This window comes from Flavobacterium davisii (genome assembly GCF_042182265.1).
Classification (GTDB): domain Bacteria; phylum Bacteroidota; class Bacteroidia; order Flavobacteriales; family Flavobacteriaceae; genus Flavobacterium; species Flavobacterium davisii.
Window position 1 is genome coordinate 128,345 of sequence record NZ_CP097869.1, and the last position, 21,080, is coordinate 149,424.

The 21,080-nt window shown below is 31.0% G+C and carries 18 protein-coding genes; 7 read left to right on the top strand and 11 right to left on the bottom strand.

The features are described from left to right. Positions 1-72 precede the first annotated feature (72 nt). A complete protein-coding gene (gene era / locus NAB20_RS00495; RefSeq protein ID WP_105196107.1) occupies positions 73-960 on the top strand; it encodes a GTPase Era in 888 nt (295 codons plus the stop codon). A gap of 106 nt (positions 961-1,066) precedes the next feature. Here era and NAB20_RS00500 read toward each other — a convergent pair whose 3' ends face one another. From NAB20_RS00500 to NAB20_RS00525, 6 genes are all read right to left on the bottom strand, one after another. Further along, positions 1,067-1,570: a hypothetical protein gene (locus tag NAB20_RS00500; protein WP_105196106.1), complete on the bottom strand. Its 504-nt coding sequence runs from the start codon at positions 1,568-1,570 to the stop codon at positions 1,067-1,069. A 45-nt stretch (positions 1,571-1,615) separates the two neighbouring features. Further along, positions 1,616-2,377 (bottom strand): ABC transporter ATP-binding protein, encoded by a 762-nt coding sequence (locus tag NAB20_RS00505; RefSeq protein ID WP_375605325.1) that lies wholly within the window; start codon positions 2,375-2,377, stop codon positions 1,616-1,618. 17 nt (positions 2,378-2,394) lie between these two features. Continuing rightward, positions 2,395-3,423: a FecCD family ABC transporter permease gene (locus NAB20_RS00510; protein ID WP_375605326.1), complete on the bottom strand. Its 1,029-nt coding sequence runs from the start codon at positions 3,421-3,423 to the stop codon at positions 2,395-2,397. 114 nt (positions 3,424-3,537) lie between these two features. Beyond that, a complete protein-coding gene (locus NAB20_RS00515) occupies positions 3,538-4,410 on the bottom strand; it encodes a hemin ABC transporter substrate-binding protein (RefSeq protein WP_375605327.1) in 873 nt (290 codons plus the stop codon). A gap of 49 nt (positions 4,411-4,459) precedes the next feature. Continuing rightward, positions 4,460-6,697: a TonB-dependent receptor gene (locus NAB20_RS00520; protein ID WP_375605328.1), complete on the bottom strand. Its 2,238-nt coding sequence runs from the start codon at positions 6,695-6,697 to the stop codon at positions 4,460-4,462. Positions 6,698-6,838: 141 nt separating this feature from the next. Next, entirely contained in the window at positions 6,839-7,363 is a 525-nt protein-coding gene (locus tag NAB20_RS00525; protein WP_375605329.1) for a hypothetical protein, read from the bottom strand. Between the two features lie 119 nt (positions 7,364-7,482). Between NAB20_RS00525 and der the strand changes: the two genes are divergently transcribed. Beyond that, positions 7,483-8,793 carry a ribosome biogenesis GTPase Der gene (der, locus tag NAB20_RS00530; protein ID WP_088389982.1) on the top strand — a complete coding sequence of 437 codons (1,311 nt, stop codon included), beginning with the start codon at positions 7,483-7,485 and terminating at the stop codon, positions 8,791-8,793. A 213-nt stretch (positions 8,794-9,006) separates the two neighbouring features. Beyond that, on the top strand, positions 9,007-12,054 hold the full coding sequence (locus NAB20_RS00535; RefSeq protein ID WP_375605330.1) for a M43 family zinc metalloprotease: 3,048 nt from the start codon (positions 9,007-9,009) through the stop codon (positions 12,052-12,054). Between the two features lie 159 nt (positions 12,055-12,213). Here NAB20_RS00535 and NAB20_RS00540 read toward each other — a convergent pair whose 3' ends face one another. Then, positions 12,214-13,758 (bottom strand): hypothetical protein, encoded by a 1,545-nt coding sequence (locus NAB20_RS00540; RefSeq protein ID WP_105196099.1) that lies wholly within the window; start codon positions 13,756-13,758, stop codon positions 12,214-12,216. Between the two features lie 143 nt (positions 13,759-13,901). On the opposite strand from NAB20_RS00540, the gene NAB20_RS00545 reads away from it, so the two are divergent. From NAB20_RS00545 to leuB, 4 genes are read left to right on the top strand one after another with little or no spacing between them, the layout of a single operon-like run. Further along, positions 13,902-15,068 (top strand): 2-isopropylmalate synthase, encoded by a 1,167-nt coding sequence (locus NAB20_RS00545; protein ID WP_127823784.1) that lies wholly within the window; start codon positions 13,902-13,904, stop codon positions 15,066-15,068. Beyond that, complete coding sequence (gene leuC, locus NAB20_RS00550) at positions 15,068-16,441, top strand: 3-isopropylmalate dehydratase large subunit (protein WP_375605331.1); 1,374 nt, start codon at positions 15,068-15,070, stop codon at positions 16,439-16,441. Before NAB20_RS00545 ends, leuC begins: the two co-directional genes overlap by 1 nt. A 17-nt stretch (positions 16,442-16,458) precedes the next feature. Next, on the top strand, positions 16,459-17,070 hold the full coding sequence (gene leuD, locus NAB20_RS00555) for a 3-isopropylmalate dehydratase small subunit (RefSeq protein WP_375605332.1): 612 nt from the start codon (positions 16,459-16,461) through the stop codon (positions 17,068-17,070). A gap of 11 nt (positions 17,071-17,081) precedes the next feature. Beyond that, positions 17,082-18,197, top strand: a complete 1,116-nt coding sequence (leuB, locus tag NAB20_RS00560; protein ID WP_375605333.1) for a 3-isopropylmalate dehydrogenase — start codon at positions 17,082-17,084, stop codon at positions 18,195-18,197. A 413-nt stretch (positions 18,198-18,610) separates the two neighbouring features. Here the strand turns inward: leuB and NAB20_RS00565 are convergent, their stop codons facing one another. The 4 genes from NAB20_RS00565 to NAB20_RS00580 form a co-directional block, all read right to left on the bottom strand. Continuing rightward, positions 18,611-19,414: a TPM domain-containing protein gene (locus NAB20_RS00565; protein WP_375605334.1), complete on the bottom strand. Its 804-nt coding sequence runs from the start codon at positions 19,412-19,414 to the stop codon at positions 18,611-18,613. Between the two features lies 1 nt (position 19,415). Next, a complete protein-coding gene (locus NAB20_RS00570) occupies positions 19,416-19,853 on the bottom strand; it encodes a TPM domain-containing protein (RefSeq protein WP_105196094.1) in 438 nt (145 codons plus the stop codon). Continuing rightward, complete coding sequence (locus NAB20_RS00575; RefSeq protein WP_105196093.1) at positions 19,853-20,467, bottom strand: LemA family protein; 615 nt, start codon at positions 20,465-20,467, stop codon at positions 19,853-19,855. The genes NAB20_RS00570 and NAB20_RS00575 overlap by 1 nt, the downstream gene beginning before the upstream one ends. A gap of 255 nt (positions 20,468-20,722) precedes the next feature. Then, positions 20,723-21,055, bottom strand: coding sequence for a MerR family transcriptional regulator (locus NAB20_RS00580; protein WP_088389974.1), 333 nt, complete (start codon positions 21,053-21,055; stop codon positions 20,723-20,725). Positions 21,056-21,080 lie beyond the last annotated feature (25 nt).

Genomic DNA, 21,080 nt, shown 5'->3' on the forward strand with positions numbered 1-21,080 from the left:
TTAAGAAGCTTTCTTCTCATAGAAAACAAACCTATCACATTTTATTTCCTACCTTTGCAAAAAAAGTACATTATGTCGCACAAAGCAGGATACGTCAATATTATAGGAAATCCCAACGTTGGAAAATCAACTCTAATGAATGCCTTCGTAGGAGAGCGTTTATCCATTATTACAAGCAAAGCACAAACAACTCGTCATAGAATTTTAGGTATTGTAAATGGCAATGATTTTCAAATATTATTTTCGGATACACCTGGTATTATAAAACCTGCTTATGAATTACAAAGTTCTATGATGGATTTTGTTAAGTCGGCTTTTGAAGATGCTGATGTCTTAATTTATATGGTAGAAATAGGAGAAAAGGATTTAAAGGATGAAGCTTTTTTTAATAAAATTATTCACTCTAAGATTCCCGTTCTTTTATTGTTAAATAAAATAGACAAATCCAATCAGGAACAACTAGAAGAACAAGTTGCATTATGGAAAGAAAAAGTTCCTAATGCTGAAATTTTTCCGATTTCTGCTTTAGAAAACTTTAATGTGCAAACTGTTTTTGATAGAATTATAGAGTTACTTCCAGAATCTGAACCATATTATCCTAAAGATGCTTTAACAGATAAGCCAGAACGTTTTTTTGTAAACGAAGCTATCCGTGAAAAAATATTATTAAACTATGACAAGGAAATTCCTTATGCTTGCGAAGTAGAAACGGAAGAGTTTAAAGAAGATGACAAAATTATTAGAATCCGTTCTTTGATAATGGTAGAACGCGATACTCAAAAAGGAATCATTATTGGCCATAAAGGGGCTGCAATTAAAAAGGTGGGAATTCAAGCTCGTGAAGAATTAGAAAAATTTTTTGGTAAACAGATTCATATAGAATTGTATGTGAAAGTTAATAAAGATTGGCGATCAAATGAAAGACAATTAAGACGTTTTGGCTATAATCAAAAAAATTAATATCAAAATACCATCATTTAAACGTTTTACAATATTATAATGAAACCCCGTTTTAAACAAGGATAGTAAAAAACGGGGTCATTTTTTATTTGAAGATATAATAATCTTACTGGATAATTTTTAAAAATTCTTGTTCTAATTCATTCATCTGACCGTATCCGTTTTCACGTGTTTGACGACCTAATATGTAAAGGAATATCCAGCAAAAAATCATCAATCCCATTACCATAAAATCAGATATAACACTTTTTTTTAACATATAATCTGAAATGGCAAACATCATAAAGACGATAAAGATTCCAGCTATCATAAAGTGCATAAAGATAAAAAATGTCCACATTGTCTGAGCAGGTCCAAACAATCCTCTAACATGAGTAGCTTGTCCATTACTCCCTTCTTTTTCTTCCAATTCTATCGTTAAATACGGTGACCAATAGCGTTCTTTTACTCCTCCTATGGTAAATTGTATATGATTTCTTCTTATTTTCATTATATAATCCGAAGAAATTTGACTTTTGTAATCAATAAATTTTTGTCTGACGATATCAACTTTTTCATCAATATCTTTGTAAAATCGCAGTCGTAGGTTAATCGTGTTTTCAGTTTCCATTTTTTAGTTTACTTTGATTAGAGGGTAACCAAGATAAGAAAATTATTAAAAACTTATAAAATACGTTTCTTCTTTTTCAAAAATAGTGGGTTTTATGGAGTAAATTTCTTCCACAATTTCTGGTTTAAAAATTTCGTTTTTAGTTCCTGTATACGCAAGATGCCCTCTTTGAATAACATAAATATTATCCGCAAATTTGGCTGTTAGATTTAAATCGTGCAAAACACCTATAATCAATAAGTTTTTTTGTTGACTTAATTCTTTAATTTTATACATAACATCGTATTGATAATGAATATCTAAGAAAGTCAAAGGTTCATCCATTATAAGAATCCTATCGTATGATTGTTCCCATATTTGCGCCATTACGCGGGCAAAATGAACACGCTGTTTTTCACCCCCACTTAAAGTTATAAAATTACGTTCTAGTAAATCTTGAATTTCAAAAAATTGAATTACTTCTTGCACTATTTCTCGGTCTTTTGAAGTTGGAATAGAATCAAAATGAGGATAACGTCCCATCATAATTACTTCTTCTACATTAATAGGAAAATGAACTTCTATGTTTTGAGAAAGCACAGCTCTTCTTTTAGCTAGTTCAGCGGTTGAAAGATTTACCTGCTCTGAAAAAAAAAGAGTTCCTTGAGAAGGTTTTATTTGCCCACTCATTATTTTTATTAAGGTTGATTTTCCTGCCCCATTAGGTCCAATAATAAGATTAATTTTACCAGACTCAAATGTGGCTGAAATATCATCTAGTATAATCTTATTTTCTATTTTATAGCTAATATTCTGAATTCGTATCATTAAGAAAAATTCTATTTTTAAAAGAAGTAATTACGTTTACGTAAAAGGAAAATAAAAATGGGAACTCCTACTATAGAGGTAATGATTCCTATGGGAAGTTCTGCGGGACTTAAAATATTTCGAGCAATAAAATCCGCAATACTCAAAATAATTCCTCCTAAAATAGCACTATATAAAACTAAATTTCGATTATCTGATCCTATAAGCATTCGCAAAATATGAGGCACAATTAAACCTATAAATCCGATAACTCCTACAAACGAAGTGGCAATTGAAATCATAATAACATTAATCGCCAATACCTTTATTTTTAATTTTTTAAGATTAACCCCTAAATAACCTGCTTCTTCTTCCCCTAATATTAATGTATTCAGTGATTTTCCTAATTTAAAGGCAAAAAAAACACCTAATATCCCCACAACACTTACTATTTGTACTGCCTTCCAATTAGCTCCTGATAATGTTCCTAAATTCCAAAAAGTAATAGAGCGTGCCTGCGGATCACGAGCTATATATCCCATAAATCCTACACCACTCATAAAAAGCGCATTAACGGCAACTCCTGTAAGTAATAGCAATATAATGGATTGTTTTCCTTTTTTATTCGTATTTGATAGAACTAAGACTAAAATAGTTCCTATAACACCTCCTAAGCAAGCTAGTAAGGGCAATGACCATTCATCTACTGAAATTCCGAATGCATTTCCTAAAACAATAAAAAATGCTGCTCCAAATGCTGCTCCGCTGGATGTACCAATCATTCCAGGTTCTACAATAGGATTTCTAAATAATGATTGTAAAAGCACTCCTCCTACAGCCAATATGGCTCCTACTGCTACACTGAGAATTGTTCTAGGTAAACGGATTTCTAAAAAGATACGTTCGTTAAGTGGCAAATTTTGAGAATTATCAAGCCAATGAAAAAAAGCACTCTTTATTTCTTCTATAGAAATGGCTACTGCTCCATATCGCAAAGAGGTTAGAACAGTAACGATTAATAAAAAGAGGAATAGTACAAACAGTAATATGTTTTTATTTTGCTTCACTAAATTATTTTAGAATTTAGAAAGCGATCTATTTGGATCATGTCTTTAAACGGAATACAACGCTTTCTTTAATTAATTATTTCACTATAGACTCTAATAAGAGTTATTATTAAATTATTTTTCTTTATGGATTAGTCCTTGAATTAATAATACATTCTTACCTGTACGCGGTCCCATGTAAACTAAATCATGTTCCTCAATACGATAAACCTGCTTATTCTTGAATGCTTTAGTACTGGATACTCCTGGTAAATCTTTGATTTTATTTAAATCGCCCTCTAATTTATCATATCCAAAATCGGTCATTAAAATCACATCAGGATCAGAAGCTGCAACTAATTCTGGTGATAAATGCTTCATGCCTTTTTTATCCTGAATGGATAATCTACCTCCTGCCCATTCAATCATTTTAGCTCCTACACTTTTACTAGTCATTACTAAAAACACGTTTGATGCTTGCCCGTAATGAATTACCAATACTTTAGGTTTTTTTGTATGTTTTTTTGCTTCATTTAGTGCTTTATCCATATCTGACTTTAAATTCTGACATAGTTTTTGTGCTTCTTTTTCTTTATGAAAATACTCTCCCATTTCGGTAATTAAAGAATCCGTACCTTCTATAGACTTACTATACTCTCCGAAACGTTTCATTGGGATTTGTAATTTTTTTAACTGGTCTACTACATGTTCTGGGCCTATGTTATTATCTTCTAAAATTAATGTTGGTTTTTGAGCTAAAATGGCTTCTATACTTAGTGCGCGATGATAACCTACCGTGGGTATTTTCTTGGTTTCTTCTGGAAAAGTACTGGATAAATCAACCGCTACTATATCTTTTTGGGCACCCAGTGCAAAGGCTATTTCAGTATATTGCTTGGCAATACATACAATACGTTCTTTTCCTGTATTTTGATTTTCTTCATTATTAAAACGTTTACAATTAATAATGGAGATTAATGTTATTACAAATAGCACTATTTTTTTCATAAAATAAATTAAAAATTTTAGAGCGGTACTAACACCGCTCTAAGTCATATTAAAAAGTATATTTTAAATTTATCCCTCCAAAGAAGGTTGCTTTCAAAGGAGTCGGAATATAAGCATCAGGCATTTGATTAACAAAAATCATTTGATAATACTGCACATTCGTTATATTATTTACACCTGAGAATATATCTAAATCTAAATGATTGATTACATTCATTTTTAATCCTAATTTAGCATGTAGCAAATTATATTTATCTGCAGTAGAGATTTGTAAATTTGAATTTGTTCTATCCACAGGAACGTATGCAAAATTAGCTGTCCCTCTATGATTAAATGTTACATTACCATAAATCCCTAATTTAGTTGCAAAATCTATTCCTGCATTAGCAACCCATTTGGGAGTTCCTAATACGCTCAATCTTGAAAAATCATAAATATTTTGAGTCGTATTAGCACCACTAGTAGTTCTACTAAATTTATAATCTTGGTATGTAAAATCAGAATATGTCCCATTTACAAATGGTGTTAATGACTTTAGAAAACCATTTGTTGTATTTATTATTTCATATTTTAAATTACCTTCGATTCCTTTATGTAACTGACTTCCACCATTAATCATATAACTGTATAGTTTAGTTGTATTAGCTGGATCGGCAACTGAAACTGTTGCCATTTTATCTTTAAAATTTGTTCTAAAAGCAGCCAATTCAAATCCTAAACGTCCGTCTAAAAGCTTTCCTTTTGTACCAACTTCCCATTGTTCTCCAATTTCTGGACGTAAATTACTATTCACTTGGTTTATTTCAGGAATAAACAAATAACCACTAACAGGGGCTTTATATGCCTTATTGTAAGAGGCATAAACGGATATCATTTTATAAAAAACTTTATTTATAGCTACTTTTGGAGAATACATATCCTTGTACGATACATTAAAATTTAGTGGTTTCGTATTTTGAGTTACTTGTGGATTTCCTGAAGTATTATAAATGTAAGGGAATCTATCACTTGAATCTATTCCCATGTAATTTGAACTAATACCTGCGGTTAAAGAAAAGTCATACGGCAAATTTAAAGTCCATTCTGTAAATACGGCGTTTGTTTTGGATAAAACGTATAAATTACTTCTTAAAACGCCCACTGTATTATATCCATCTGCATTTACAGGATTTCCCATAGGATAAGCTAATATTTGCGCATTTTGCATTTGTACTTCAATACCTGTAATACCTGATAATTTAAAATCATTACCTAACTCCCATTTACTATCAAATGTAGAACGAAAACCATAATTGATCGGTAATTTATCTGTCCATCCTCCAGCAGAACTTACATTACTGCTAATTCCTGAACCAAAAACAGAAGTGGAATTACTCAGATTTTTATAAATTTGATAAAAATGATTTAATCCTGCTCGGAAACTAATTACGTTGCTATGTGCATTATTTTTAATATAAGCTGGATTACCCGAATAATCTAAATTTTGATACTGAGCTATTGTAAGTTCTCCATTTCTTTCTTCATAACTATTCGTATATCCAACATAAGCGTTTATTTTTTGCTTATTACTTAAATTAAAATCAGCCAAAATATTTACAAAATCTTTTTTAGAAGCAGTATGATTCATAAAACCATCGTACTTCTGATTTCCATAATTAATTAAAAAAGATGATTTTTCACTTCCTACAGCTATTTGGGATGTTAAACGTCTTAAACCATAGCTCCCAAACATGGTATTTTGAGAAACAGAGGTTTTTCCTGCCTCTGGCTTCATTGTTTTTAAATTTACAGCCCCCGCAATGGCTAATCCGTATAACGAACCTGCTGGCCCTTTTAAAACTTCAACTTCTCCAATTGAATTAAAATCAATATCATCCATTAAAGTAATTCCTTCTGCATCTGTTAAAGGTATATTATTTAAATATACTTTTACTCCTTGTGAATCAAAATTACTATTAGTACCATTAGTCCCTCTTGCTCCATTTCCATATCCACGGATATTGAATGTTTGCCCTGCAGATACTGTACGACGTTGCATAAACATCCCCGGTATATTTGTATTTACGGCATCATCAAAAAACAATCCTGCACCACGTTGAAGTTCTTTTGATTCTAATTTAGAAATAGATGCTGCTTGTTTTAATAATGTTTTGTCCGATTGTGAGGTAGCTGTAATTTCTACTTCACTTAATTTATTAATTTCTATATTTTTCTTTTTATCTTGCGAAATAGCTTGAATTGAAGTAAGTGCTAATAATGCAACTCCTACTTTATTTATAATTTTCATGTATACTTTTACTTAATTTAAATATTTTTTTTGTATCAAAATCAGCTAATATTTTATCTTTAGCTAGTTAATACCTCAATAAAACAAATAGCTACCAAGTAAACTTAAGACTGTTCTTTACTTTAACTATTGGTTAATTTATTATATTAAAACATGTCTAGTTGTATACTCTGGAGGAGGTGATTCTACGCCTTGTTCACTTTGCAAACAAATCAAAGAATCATTTCTATTTAATTTCATTACACGCCAAATGGGCTTATTTTTTATTAGTAAAATTTGAAGATTTTCACCACAATAAAAAAATTTTACTTTTGGAATATGATTTTTATTTTTAGATCCTGCACTACTTTTTTCTTTATAATCTTTCGTTTTATTAAGGTATTTTTTTTCAATTTGATCATTAATTAATTTCAGAATAACATATTGATCAATTCTTTTTACTTCCACAATATCATGTAGTTCTTTATCTATTATCATTTCATGATCTGAAATTCTTTTTTTAAAAAATTCATTCAAAGACAATTTCATCACAAAACAATCCTTTTCTGAATACTTTTCTAACATTCCTAATTTTAGAAAATTTTGCTTAATTTCAAACAAAGGACTAATTACCCCAGCATGCATGAGTATAACGATGGCAAGCAACAATAGGATAATTTTTCTCATTTAAACTTTTTGTGGGAGAAGCAAATATATAAAAATCAGATCCATGGAAAGATAATTTTGCTAAAAAGAATGTGTAACCAGTTTGTTTTTTTTACCTTTGCGGACTGAAAAATTGAAAAATGAATAATATCGTAGCCATTGTAGGAAGACCTAATGTAGGGAAATCAACTTTTTTTAACCGATTAATTCAACGTCGTGAAGCTATTGTTGATTCTGTTGCAGGGGTAACACGTGACCGCATTTATGGCAAAAGTGAATGGAATGGAAAAGAGTTTTCTGTAATTGACACAGGTGGTTATATTAAAGGTTCTGATGATATTTTTGAAGGAGAAATCCGTAAACAGGTAGAACTAGCCATTGACGAAGCGGATGCTATTATTTTTGTTGTAGACGTAGAGGAAGGCGTAACCCCTATGGATATGGAAGTAGCTAATTTACTCCGTAAAGTAGACAAACCTGTTTTGGTAGCCGTTAATAAAGTAGATAATGCTATGCGCATGGGTGATGCTGTTGAGTTCTATTCTTTAGGTTTAGGAGAATATTATACTATTGCAGGGATGAATGGTAGCGGTACAGGAGAACTATTAGACAAATTAGTCGAAATGTTACCCGAACTACCCGAAACCACAGAAGATGAAAATCCATTACCTCGTTTTTGTGTAGTAGGTCGACCTAATGCTGGTAAATCTTCATTTATTAATGCTCTAATTGGAGAGGATCGTTTTGTAGTAACTGATATTGCGGGTACTACTCGTGACGCTATTGATACCAAGTACAATCGTTTTGGTTTTGAATTTAATTTAGTTGATACAGCTGGCATTCGTCGTAAATCAAAAGTCAAAGAAGATCTAGAGTTTTACTCTGTAATGCGTTCAGTTCGTGCCATTGAACATAGTGATGTTTGTATCTTAATGATAGATGCTACTCGTGGCTTTGAAGGACAAGATCAAAATATTTTTTGGTTAGCAGAAAAAAATCGCAAAGGAGTTGTTATTCTTGTTAACAAATGGGATCTAGTTGAAAAAGATACGATGACCACGAAACTATATGAAGCCAAAATTCGTGAAGAAATAGCTCCTTTTACAGATGTTCCTATTATTTTTGTTTCAGCATTAACTAAACAACGTTTATTAAAAGCATTAGAAACAGCCGTTCAGGTATATGAAAACAAAAAGCAACGTATTCCTACCTCTAAATTCAACGAATATATGCTCAATATAATTGAACACATGCCACCTCCCGCATTAAAAGGTAAATACATAAAAATTAAATACTGTATGCAGTTACCAACACAATCACCGCAGTTTGTGTTCTTTGCTAACTTGCCTCAATATGTAAAAGATCCATACAAACGTTTCTTAGAAAATAAAATCAGAAACAACTGGAACTTTGAAGGTGTACCAATTGATATTTACATAAGAGAAAAATAAAATAATACCGTCTTTATTTAAAAGCCATTGCTCAAATAAGCAGTGGCTTTTTTATTTAGAAACTATTTCATTCTTTCATAGCAAATAATTCCATTCTCAACAAACAAAAAACAGGATAGAATAGTATTCTTTATTATTAAAAAAATATAAAAAACATAAAAAAAACAACAATAAATTGCATTATGTATAAATAAAAAACCAAAAAACAGAATTATGAAAAAAACATTAATCTTAATTTCCCTTCTATTAAGTCTTGAAGGAGGTTTATTCGCTCAGATTTTAGAGTGCGGAACAAAAGAACAAAACGAAATTACATTAAGAAAAAATCCTAACGCTTTAAAGAAAAGAAATGAATTTGAAATCTTTACCAAAAAGTTTGTAGAGAATTTACGTAAAAACAAAAGCACAAACAACAAAGCTTTAGCTACTAGTTATATTATTCCTGTTGTTTTTCACATTTACGGCACTACACAAAGCGGAAAAAGTGTTACTTATGAAAAAATCGTTAACGCATTAAATGCCGTTAATAATGATTTTAATGGGCTTAATGATGACTTTAACAGCGTTGAACCTTTTTTTCAATCCCGTAGAGCCACATTAAACATTCAATTTAGATTAGCAAAAATTGATCCTAACGGAGGCAACACTACAGGAGTTGTTTTTCATAGCATAAAAAATGGCTATGGAAACGGAGGAGGATATGACACTCAAATTGCAGCAGATGCTTGGGATAACAAAAAATATGTAAACGTTTATATTCAAAATGATTTATACAATCAAAACATATACAATAACTCTGGAGTTGCTTGGTATCCTGATCTAAATATGACTAATAATAATACCGCCAGAATAGTTTTTAATGGTGCTTATCTATTAGGTAACACAGATAAGGAATTTTCCTCTACTCTTACACATGAATTTGGACACTTTTTTAATCTAATTCACACATTTGAAGATGGTTGTACCGGAACAGATCAAGTAGATGATACTCCTAAAGAAGATGCTAAACATTCTTTAAACTGTACACCAGGTACAAATTGTGATGGAGATAAAGTAAATATTGAAAATTATATGGGCTATAACGGCGCAAGAGGTTGTTATAAAATGTTTACTAGAGGACAAGTTGACCGAATGATTGCGGCAATGCAACATGAAGCTAGAATTAGTCTTTGGCAAAATTCAAATTTACTAGCCACAGGCGTATACGACAATCAATTAGCTTCTATTAGCGCACCGTTAAGTATTTACAAAGAAAACTTAAGCAATAATGGTTCTTTCACACAAACAAATGAGTTAAGCCTAACTGGAGGAAAAACTTTTTCTTTATCCTCTGGAAAACTTATCCAAGGAACTCATTACACATTAACTAATTTTCCACAAGGATTAAATCCCGTAATAACTCTAATTAATAATTCTAAAGCAACTCTTACATTAGAAGGCTTGGCACAAAACCATCAAATTAGTAATAATATTTTAGCTAGTATCAAATTTTTACCTGCTGCTTTTTCTGGAGGTATTAATAACTTAATATCAGACAAATTAAATATTAAATTCGATTTTATAGATCCGTATGGCATATTTCTAGCTAAAGGACAACCCAATTGGATGGCAACTCCTAGCCAAACATGGCTTTTCTTTAGCACTGAAAAAGGAGACGATACATCGTATGGATTTTGGTTGTTTGAAACCGATAAATACAAATTAGAAACTTACGGAAAACGCTTAATATGCAACGCGAACACACGAAATATTACTCGTTTAACAAAAGGGACAGAAATAAACAGTTCTTCTAACTTTACAGCTCCTGGAGCCTACCCTAATCAATTAGACGTAATTAATCCATCATATAATGACTGGAGAGGCCAAATAGGATATATTGGTTATGAATACAAAATTGACGGTAATATCTGTTATGGATATTTTAAAGTAGAGCCTGTTAGTGGATCAGAAGGTTATAGAATTACAGAATATGCTTATAATACACAGCCTGGAGCCCCTATAAAAGCGGGTGAAAAAGATCAACAAGTTTTATTAACTTCTCCATCAAATCTTACATCTTATATAAACAACAATGCTGTAATTTTAAACTGGAATGATAAAAACACTACAGAAGATGGTTTTTATGTAGAAAAATCCATTAATGGTGGAACTTATCAAATAATTAAAACTTTAGTAGCAAACACTTCTACCTATACCGACAATTCTATTAGTAGTGGCATTAGCTATAAATACAGAGTAAGTGCTTACAAAGGATCCGAAAAATCAGGTTATTCTAATGAAACCATTATTATGGCTCCTAATGATTATATTGATTATTGCAAAGCCAATTCAACTAACACTAATGAATATATTAAAACTATTAAGTTAGGCTCTTTCAGTAATACTTCTGGAGCGGATCTTGATGGATATGGTAATTATACAGCAAAAACAATTAGCTTAAAATCTGGAGAACAAGTAAGTACACTACTTACACCTGGTTTTACATCTTCTTCTCTAAATGAGTCTTGGACAATTTGGATTGATTACAATGATAACAGACAGTTTGAAAACTCCGAAATTGTATTAAAAACAGCATTAACAAACAAAGAGTACGCAGGAAGTTTTTCTATACCATCCACAACAAAAGGCACTTTTCGCATGCGTATAACAATGCGTTATAATGACACTTCTAATACTCCTTGTGGAAATATAAATAATGGAGAAATTGAGGATTATACTGTACAAATACAGGAACAAAGTACAACTTTACAAACACCTTATGCTTATTTAAACGGTGGGATTTCTAAAAATGGATTTTATGCGTTATGGGATACCGTTCCTAATGCCAATAGCTACGAAGTACAATTAAACACTTCTGGCACTTGGTACACAGTAGGGACTTCAACCAGTTATTATCTCTATATCTTAAAACCTGGATCTAGCACACAATTTCAGTTTAGAGTAAAAGCACTTAACTCTACAGCTCAAAGTAACTGGAGTAATCCCGTAAATGTAACACTACCTCTAACGGGACCTATTAACAAAGAAGAATCTAAATTTATCATTTCACCAAACCCTGCCACAGACCAAGTAACATTTACTCTATCTGAAAACTCATCTAATGATAATTGGATAGAAATTTATAACAACTTAGGCCAATTAGTAAGAACAACACGACCAATGGAAAACTATTCAGTACAAAATTTACCTAGAGGTCTATATGAAGTAAAATTAATTTCTAAAGAAGGTATTCAAGAAAGTAAACGTATCTTTTTAAAATAATTTAAGTTTTACCCTTACCATGAAGGTGTTCTAAAAGTAAAGAATAAACAACACGTAATAGAAACTACTTTACCTGTTCAATTCTTTTGAATCTTTCTTTAATCCAAATAAGAAAATTCCTTCTTTTAGAGCACCTTCTTTGTATTAACAAATATACAACTAGCGCGTTAAAAATTTACTTTTAGACTTAATTATATCAGCTACAGGCTTATTTTCAATTTTACTCTCCAACCACGAAATAATATCTAAATAAAGAAATGCTCTTTTTTCGTAAGAATGATTTTCAAATGTTTTTAATTTCGTGTGAAGTTTTTTAAACTCATTTTTTAATTGATGAGGATAAATATCACCTAAATTTTTCAAAAACTTAATCATTTCTCTTTGAACTTCATGTAAATCATTCATTTTTATAAGAAATTTATAAGTAGCTTTTAATTGTATTTCCAGCTGATAATCCATACATGCTTCATAATGTGCTACTAAATTTAAAATTCTAGAAAAACACATCAAATCTTCTCGCATGCTTAAGTTTTTATTCTCTATAATTTTAGTCAAATATTCTATACACTTTCTATTATTATTAGTCCCAAAATACAAGCAAGCTATTTTATAATAAAAAACCATTATGTGATGATCATCAATCCTATTTTTGTACATTTTTATTAATTTTTCCACTTCTTCTATTAACAAAAGTCCTTCATCAAAAGTTCCTTCTAAAAAGTGTAAATTAAGTTTATTGTTATAAATACACAAAAAGGCAAGCGAATTTATATTATCATTTTTAGGAAAAGAATCGGATTGAATAGTATATTCAATCCGACTTAAAGTAACTTTAAAGCTTGACTTATACTTAATTAAATACAAACATTCTAATAAATAAGTTGCTCCTTTTAAAAACCATACTGGATTAATATATATTTGATGTTCGTTTTCATAAAACAACTCGATCCATTTAGTAGAATATTTATAACAACTCAAAAAATCTTGAACAAGCAAATGTTTCCATAAAAACGCTTTATAAAGCCATAATTTTTCTCTAAATCCTAATTCTTCGTATTTATATTTTGGAACATTTTTATTAAAATATTCCGTTATTTCTTTCATTTCTTCATCACTTTTAGCATAACCACTTTTGAGCATAATACTATAAAGTTGAAGGGATAAATTAGATAATTTGCTAGCCATTACATTTTGTTTACTAAGATCTTTTGCTTGAATAGCTAACTCATCTGCTCGGTTAATGATACTACGGGTAATATATTGCGATTCTATCACTTTTTCCAACTCTACAATTTCATACGCAATATTTTTTTCTTCATTTTCAATAGCCATCATTTTTGCTTTATCAAGAATTTTCAAACTTTGTTTATACAATCCTTTTTGATACAAAATAGTAGCAAAATCAAGCTGTTCTCTTATCAAAATTCGCATATTTTGATTCATCGGATTTAATCGTAAACTAACCAAAATTTGTTTATATAAATGCGCTTTTAAATTAGACAACTGAAGTTTTGTAACAATTTTACTTTTTAATATCTCCTCTTCATCATATTCTGTCATTCTATCAAGCAAATTAAAAAGTAATAAAAACTTAGCATCCGTATTAATTCCCAATCTATTGACATATAGTTTAAAATGCCTTTTTTCAGATTTTGAAAGCGAATGAATTAAAATATGAAGATTATCTTTTGTAAGGTTAGACATTGTAATTTATTTTTTATTAATCCATTATTATTAAAGCACTTATGACTATTTCATTACTCTTTAGATATTGTAAAATCAATATTTTAAAATCATTTTAATGCTTACACAAAATATAAATTCGCTATCAAAATGTAAAATATTTTATGGAAAATCAGAAAATAAAAATTTTTGACACAACTCTTCGCGATGGTGAACAAGTACCTGGATGTAAACTAAACAAGGAGCAAAAATTAGTAATTGCTTCACGTTTGGATGAACTAGGCGTTGATGTAATTGAAGCAGGTTTTCCTGTTTCTAGTCCAGGAGAATTTGAATCTGTAAAGGCTATTTCTAAAATCGTTCAAAATGCAACTGTATGTGGTTTAACCCGAGCCGTAAAACAAGATATAGAAGTAGCTATAAGAGCATTAGAAAAAGCCAACAAACCTCGTATTCATACAGGTATAGGAACTTCTGATTATCATATAAAACATAAATTCAATGCAACTCGCGACGAAATTATTGAACGAGCCGTAAAAGCGGTTTCTTTTGCTAAAAAGTTTGTAGATGATATTGAATTTTATGCCGAAGATGCAGGAAGAACAGATAATAAATTCCTCGCTCTAATTTGTAGTGAGGTAATAAGTGCAGGCGCTACTGTTTTAAACATTCCTGATACCACAGGGTATTGCTTACCAGATGAATACGGAGCTAAAATAAAATATCTAAAAGATAATGTAAAAGGAATAGATCATGCTATCTTATCTTGTCATTGTCATAACGATTTAGGATTAGCCACAGCTAATGCAGTTGCTGGTATCATGAATGGTGCCAAACAAATAGAATGTACTGTAAATGGAATTGGAGAAAGAGCTGGCAATACTTCTTTAGAAGAAATTGTAATGATTTTACGTCAGCATCCTGATTTAGGATTTAGTACAAACGTAAATTCTAAATTATTATACGAAATGAGTCAATTAGTTTCCGAACAAATGGGAATGCTTGTACAACCTAATAAAGCTATAGTAGGATCTAATGCTTTTGCTCATAGTTCAGGCATCCATCAAGATGGAGTAATCAAAAACAGAGCAACTTATGAAATTATAAACCCCAGCGATGTAGGAGTTAATGAATCTTCGATTATTCTTACTGCAAGAAGTGGTCGAGCCGCATTAGCATATCGCGCAAAAAAAATAGGCTACGAATTAACAAAACTACAATTAGATGCCGTTTATCCAGAATTTCTAAAGTTTGCTGATCGAAAAAAAGAAGTCATAGATGAAGATGTACATAAAATTATTGAATTAAGTAAAATAGAAATATTGGCGTAATGGAAAAGAAAACCTTATTTGACAAAGTTTGGGATAGCCATGTAGTAAGCACAGTGCCCAATGGTCCTCAAATTTTATATATAGACAAACATCTAATACATGAAGTAACAAGTCCTCAAGCATTTGCAGAATTAGAGGAACGTAATATTTCTATTTTTAGACCCAATCAGATTATTGCCACCGTAGATCATAATGTCCCTACTATTAATCAACACCTCCCCATTAAGGACGAATTATCAAGACAACAAGTAGAACAATTAACGAAAAATTGCAAAAAAAACAAGATCCTACTTTATGGTTTAGGCCATCAATATCAAGGAATTGTTCATGTAATAGCTCCTGAATTAGGAATGACATTACCAGGAATGACGATGGTGTGTGGTGATAGTCATACTTCTACTCATGGCGCTTTTGGAACCATCGCTTTTGGAATTGGAACCAGCCAAGTGGCACAAGTTTTTGCGAGTCAATGCTTATTATTAAATAAACCCAAGAGCTTACGTGTTAATGTAAATGGCAAACTAGCCAATAACGTAACTCCTAAAGATGTTATATTATACATAATTTCAAAAATTGGCACCAATGCAGGAACAGGTTATTTTTGTGAATATGCTGGAAATGTTTTCAGCGAAATGTCTATGGAAGGACGTATGACAATCTGTAATATGAGTATTGAAATGGGAGCCAGAGGAGGTATGATAGCACCTGATGAAATAACTTTTGAATATATAAAAGAAAAAGAATTGGCTCCAAAAGAAAAAGAATTAGAAGAAAAAATAGCCTATTGGAAAACTCTCCCAACAGATGATGGAGCTCTTTTTGATAAAGAGTATTATTTTGATGCTCAAGATATTGCCCCTATGATTACTTATGGAACGAATCCTGGAATGGGAGTCAAAATAACAGAGGCTATTCCCTTTATAAATAATGACCCTTCTTTTAATAAAGCCATAGAATATATGGGATTTAGTAAAGGTGAATATTTATTAAACAAAACCATTAACTATGTTTTTATTGGCAGTTGTACTAACTCCCGAATTGAAGATTTTAGAGCTGCTGCTAATTATATAAAAGGAAAACAAAAAGCAAGCAACGTACATGCTCTAATTGTACCAGGGTCACAACTAGTAGCTAAACAAATTAAAGAAGAAGGTTTAAATCAAATTTTTGAAGAAGCTGGTTTTGAAATTAGACAACCTGGCTGTTCTGCTTGTCTGGCTATGAATGACGATAAAATTCCAACAGGAGAATACTGTGTTTCTACCTCTAATAGAAATTTTGAAGGACGTCAAGGACCCGGTGCCAGAACATTATTAACCAGCCCCATTTTAGCCGCTGCAATTGCTATTGAAGGCAAAATTGTAATGGTATAAGTTAAAAAAAATAAAATATGGAAAAGTTTACAAAATTAATAGCCACAGCAGTACCTCTACCAATAGAAAATATAGACACTGACCAAATTATACCTGCACGCTTTTTAAAAGTAACAAACAAAATTGGTTTTGGAAATAATCTATTTAGAGATTGGCGTTTTGACAATCAGAACAATCCAATTGATTCTTTTATATTAAATAATTCTAACTATTCAGGTACCATTTTAGTCACTGGAGATAATTTTGGTTGTGGTAGCAGTAGAGAACATGCTGCTTGGGCACTAACCGATTATGGTTTTAGAGTAATTGTTTCTAGCTATTTTGCCGATATATTTAAAGAAAATGCACTAAACAATGGCTTATTACCTGTACAAGTAAGCCCTTCTTTTTTAGCCGAAACATTAGATTTACTAAATAGAAATCCCAAAGCGCCAATTGAAGTTAATTTAGAAACACAAACTATTACAGTTACAAACTTGTCTAAAACTGAAAAATTTGAAATAGATACTTATAAAAAAATCTGTATGATAAACGGCTATGATGATATAGATTTTTTAATAAATAACACCGACAAAATTGTAGCCTTCGAAAAATCAAGAAACTTATCTTATCCCAAAACAACAATATAAGCTTAAACAACATGGAAATAAACATAGCATTATTATCAGGAGACGGCATTGGTCCAGAAGTTACAAAACAAGCTGTAAAAGCACTAAAAGCTATAGCTAAAATATACAAACATACCTTTATTTTTAAGGAAGCTATTGTAGGAGCTATTGCAATAGACACAACTGGTAATCCGCTACCCGAAGAAACTTTAAAACTATGCAAAGAAAGTCATGCTGTCCTTTTTGGAGCCATAGGCGATCCTCTATATGATCATGATCCTAAAGCAAAAGTAAGACCTGAACAAGGATTGCTAAAATTAAGAAAAGAATTAGGACTGTTTGCCAACATTCGTCCGATAAAAGCTTATGAAACATTACTTAGTAAATCGCCCTTAAAAAGAGAGATTATTCAAGGAACAGATATGATAATTTATCGAGAACTTACAGGCGGTATTTATTTTGGAGAAAAAAAATTAAACGAGGCAGGTACCATAGCTTCTGATTTATGCGAATATTCAAAAGAAGAAATTGAAAGAATTAGTCATCTTGCTTTTAAAGCAGCTCAAACTAGGAAAAAGCATCTTACTTTAGTAGACAAAGCAAATGTATTAGAATCATCTAGACTTTGGAGAAAAGTAGTTACAGAAATAGCAAAAGATTATCCTGATGTGATATTAGATTTTTTATTTGTAGATAATGCCGCTATGCAAATAATTTTAAACCCCAGTCAATTTGACATCATCTTAACAGAAAATATGTTTGGTGATATTCTTTCAGATGAAGGGAGCGTAATAGGTGGGTCAATTGGTTTATTAGCTTCGGCTTCTGTAGGTAAAACAAATGCTTTATTTGAACCCATTCATGGTTCCTATCCCCAAGCTAAAGGAAAGGACATTGCAAATCCTATTGCCTCTATCTTAAGTGCAGCTATGCTTTTAGAACATTTTGGTTTGTATGAAGAAAGCGCCACTATTAATAAGGCTGTAAACAAAGCATTAGAATCAAAAATAGTAACTGTAGACTTAAATAAAGATTTGAATTATTCAACGGAGGTTGTTGGAGACACTATTGCTGAGTTTATTTTGAATAAGAACATTGAAATTAATAATATTGAAAATTTAAAAATAGGTAAATCAGTATTAATTTAGTTCTTACTTAAATTATATGCAACCCAGATTTCAAGAAAGTATTGTTCTTTGACAAATAAGAGTGAAGCCTATGAATAAAATGGTGAATTTATCTCCTTCCAGATTTTGGCTGAAATGTAAAAAGGCTTCCAAATGGAAGCCCTTTGAGACAATCAATGATCAAACACCATATTATCTCGTATAAAATAATTTTAGCTAAGTTAGATAGAATTATGCTGTAAACTCTATTTCGTAACGAAACTTTTCAAAAAATTCAAATGCTCACTCAAAATTTTAAAAGAAAAAATAAGAAACTATTTTGATGATTAAAATGAAGCAGATTTACCTCATCAATACACTTCGTTCAAGTTTAATACGGATTTGGGGTTCAAATAAAATTACTTCAAAATATTATTAATTAATATTAAAAAAAATTACCAATCACCGCCAGCACCACCACCTGAAAAGCCGCCGCCGCCAAAACCGCCGCCAAAACCACCGCTATCTCCCCAATTACCACCAAAAGACCCGCTACTACCGCCGCGTCCCATACGACTTAAAATGATAATATCACCTAAATCTAATCCACCCCCACCTCGATTATTTCCATTTCCTTTGTTCTTAAAAACAATAATTAGGATGATGATAATTAGGATTATAAAAAAGAGTATGTCCCCCATATCTTCTCCACTTTCTTTCTTTTTCCGTTCGCCTTTAAACTTTCCTTTTAGAGCTTGAATAATAGCATCCGTTCCTTGATCGAGACCTGTATAATAGTTCCCTTTTTTGAATTCGGGTATTATATAATCTCTAACAATTTCACCTGTTATTCCAGCTGTTAAACGATCTTCTACTCCATAACCAGGTGAAATCCAAATTTTTCGTTCTTTTTTTGCCAGAAGCAAAATTACACCATTATCCTCTTGTCCTTGTCCTATACCCCATGTATGTGCCCATCTAGGGGCTAACAAACCTATATTTTCTCCTTTGAGTGTTTCAATAGAAATAAATACAATTTGGGAGGTTGTGGAATCTGAATATTTAATTAATTTTTCTTCTAATAATTTACTTTCATTATCAGATAACACTTTAGCATAATCGTATACACTGGTTTGAAAACTAGGTTTTTTTGGAATATTAAATTGCGCCCAAGAATAATTTATAAAATAAAACAATAGAAATAGGAAGCAACCTAATTTGTTGTTTATGTTTAATATATGCTGTTTAGTGTTTTTCATTTTAACCTTTAGATATAGCATCAGGCAGTTCATTTTTATCTGTTTCAGTCCAAGGAAAATGTTTTTGCAATTGTTCTCCTGCTTTTAAGATTCCTTCTATTAATCCTTGTTTAAAGTTTCTTTGTTTAAATTGTTCTAAAATAACATCACGTGTACTTTCCCAAAAATTAACGGGTACTACATCATTTATCCCTTTATCACCATAAATAGCAAATATTTTAGATTCTACAGCTATGTATACTAAGACACCATTACGCAATTGGGTCTGATTCATTTTTAAAAAATGAAACACCTCTTTAGCGCGTTCTAATGCTACTAAAGAAGTGTTTTTTTCTATATGTACACGAATTTCACCAGAGGTTAAGGATTCAGCTGTTCGAATAGCCTCTACTACCGCTTCTTCATCTGTTTTTGATAAAAAATCTTCTACCGTTGACATTACTTTTTATCGGTTTTATCATCAAAATTGAACTCTATTTTAGGAGCATTTTGTGCTTGTGGTTCTGCGTCAAAATAAGGTTTTTCTTTAAAACCAAACCAACCTGTAAAAATGCTATTTGGAAATATCTTCACGTGTTTATTATACGGCTTAATAGCTTCGTTAAAGCGTGTTCTTGCCGTTTGAATGGTATTTTCTGTACTGGTTAACTCATCTTGTAATTTCAAAAAGTTTTCATTTGCTTTAAGTTGTGGGTATTGCTCTACTGTAACTAATAAACGAGACAATGCAGAAGAAACTCCACTTTGTGCTTGATTAAACTGCGTTAATTGTTCTGGTGTTATATTACTAGGATCTACTGTGATTTGTGTTGCTTTAGAACGTGCTTCCATAACGGCTGTCAAAGTTTCTTTTTCAAAATCAGCGGCTCCTTTTACGGTACTAACTAAATTACCAATCAAATCACTACGACGTTGATAAGAAGTTTGCACATTACCCCAAGCCTCTTTTACATTTTGGTCTAACTCTACTGCTGTATTGTTAATTCCTTTAAAATATGAGTATCCTATTAAAATTAATACTCCAATAATAATCCAAGGCAAAAATTTTCTCATAATTGTCAAAATTTATTTTTTAAAATCTTTTTAATTTTTTGTGTTAAAAAGGAAAAACAAGCATCCTTGTTAAAAAACAATTTACAAATTAAACAAATAAACCTATTTTTTTAATATTAAAAATTGCATATTGTGATGAATCAAACATTATTTTTTAACTGAACTAAATAAACAGTCTTTTGTCATATTATTCATTCTTTAAAATTTAGACGGAATATGGATCCGATTGTTACAATCTCTATAGTCTAATTTTAATTACAGATTATTTTTTATAGAGAGTAACTGTTCTTTAACAGCTTCCAACTTATTAATAATTGCTAACTTATCTAAGGCTTTTTTTTGTCCTTCTTTTAGATGAATTTTAGCCCCTTCTAGAGTAAATCCTCTTTCTTTTACTAAATGATAAATGAGTTGTAAATTTTTGATATCTTCCGGAGTAAACATTCGATTTCCTTTTGCATTTTTTCTGGGTCTTAGAATATCAAACTCTTTATCCCAAAAACGAATTAGGGATTGATTTACCCCAAAAGCTGTGGCTACTTCGCCCATCGTATAATATCGTTTATTTTCTGGAAGATTTATCTGCATAAATGTTTAATAGCTTAAGTTTTCC

Excerpts from the sequence above, each read along its gene's own strand:
- leuC (WP_375605331.1), top strand. The coding sequence starts at position 15,068 with ATGGAAAAGAAAACCTTATTTGACAAAGTTTGGGATAGCCATGTAGTA.
- NAB20_RS00540 (WP_105196099.1), bottom strand. The coding sequence starts at position 13,758 with ATGTCTAACCTTACAAAAGATAATCTTCATATTTTAATTCATTCGCTT.
- leuB (WP_375605333.1), top strand. The coding sequence starts at position 17,082 with ATGGAAATAAACATAGCATTATTATCAGGAGACGGCATTGGTCCAGAA.
- der (WP_088389982.1), top strand. The coding sequence starts at position 7,483 with ATGAATAATATCGTAGCCATTGTAGGAAGACCTAATGTAGGGAAATCA.
- NAB20_RS00505 (WP_375605325.1), bottom strand. The coding sequence starts at position 2,377 with ATGATACGAATTCAGAATATTAGCTATAAAATAGAAAATAAGATTATA.
- NAB20_RS00515 (WP_375605327.1), bottom strand. The coding sequence starts at position 4,410 with ATGAAAAAAATAGTGCTATTTGTAATAACATTAATCTCCATTATTAAT.
- NAB20_RS00520 (WP_375605328.1), bottom strand. The coding sequence starts at position 6,697 with ATGAAAATTATAAATAAAGTAGGAGTTGCATTATTAGCACTTACTTCA.
- NAB20_RS00500 (WP_105196106.1), bottom strand. The coding sequence starts at position 1,570 with ATGGAAACTGAAAACACGATTAACCTACGACTGCGATTTTACAAAGAT.
- NAB20_RS00565 (WP_375605334.1), bottom strand. The coding sequence starts at position 19,414 with ATGAAAAACACTAAACAGCATATATTAAACATAAACAACAAATTAGGT.
- NAB20_RS00535 (WP_375605330.1), top strand. The coding sequence starts at position 9,007 with ATGAAAAAAACATTAATCTTAATTTCCCTTCTATTAAGTCTTGAAGGA.
- leuD (WP_375605332.1), top strand. The coding sequence starts at position 16,459 with ATGGAAAAGTTTACAAAATTAATAGCCACAGCAGTACCTCTACCAATA.
- NAB20_RS00545 (WP_127823784.1), top strand. The coding sequence starts at position 13,902 with ATGGAAAATCAGAAAATAAAAATTTTTGACACAACTCTTCGCGATGGT.
- NAB20_RS00580 (WP_088389974.1), bottom strand. The coding sequence starts at position 21,055 with ATGCAGATAAATCTTCCAGAAAATAAACGATATTATACGATGGGCGAA.
- NAB20_RS00570 (WP_105196094.1), bottom strand. The coding sequence starts at position 19,853 with ATGTCAACGGTAGAAGATTTTTTATCAAAAACAGATGAAGAAGCGGTA.
- era (WP_105196107.1), top strand. The coding sequence starts at position 73 with ATGTCGCACAAAGCAGGATACGTCAATATTATAGGAAATCCCAACGTT.
- NAB20_RS00575 (WP_105196093.1), bottom strand. The coding sequence starts at position 20,467 with ATGAGAAAATTTTTGCCTTGGATTATTATTGGAGTATTAATTTTAATA.
- NAB20_RS00525 (WP_375605329.1), bottom strand. The coding sequence starts at position 7,363 with ATGAGAAAAATTATCCTATTGTTGCTTGCCATCGTTATACTCATGCAT.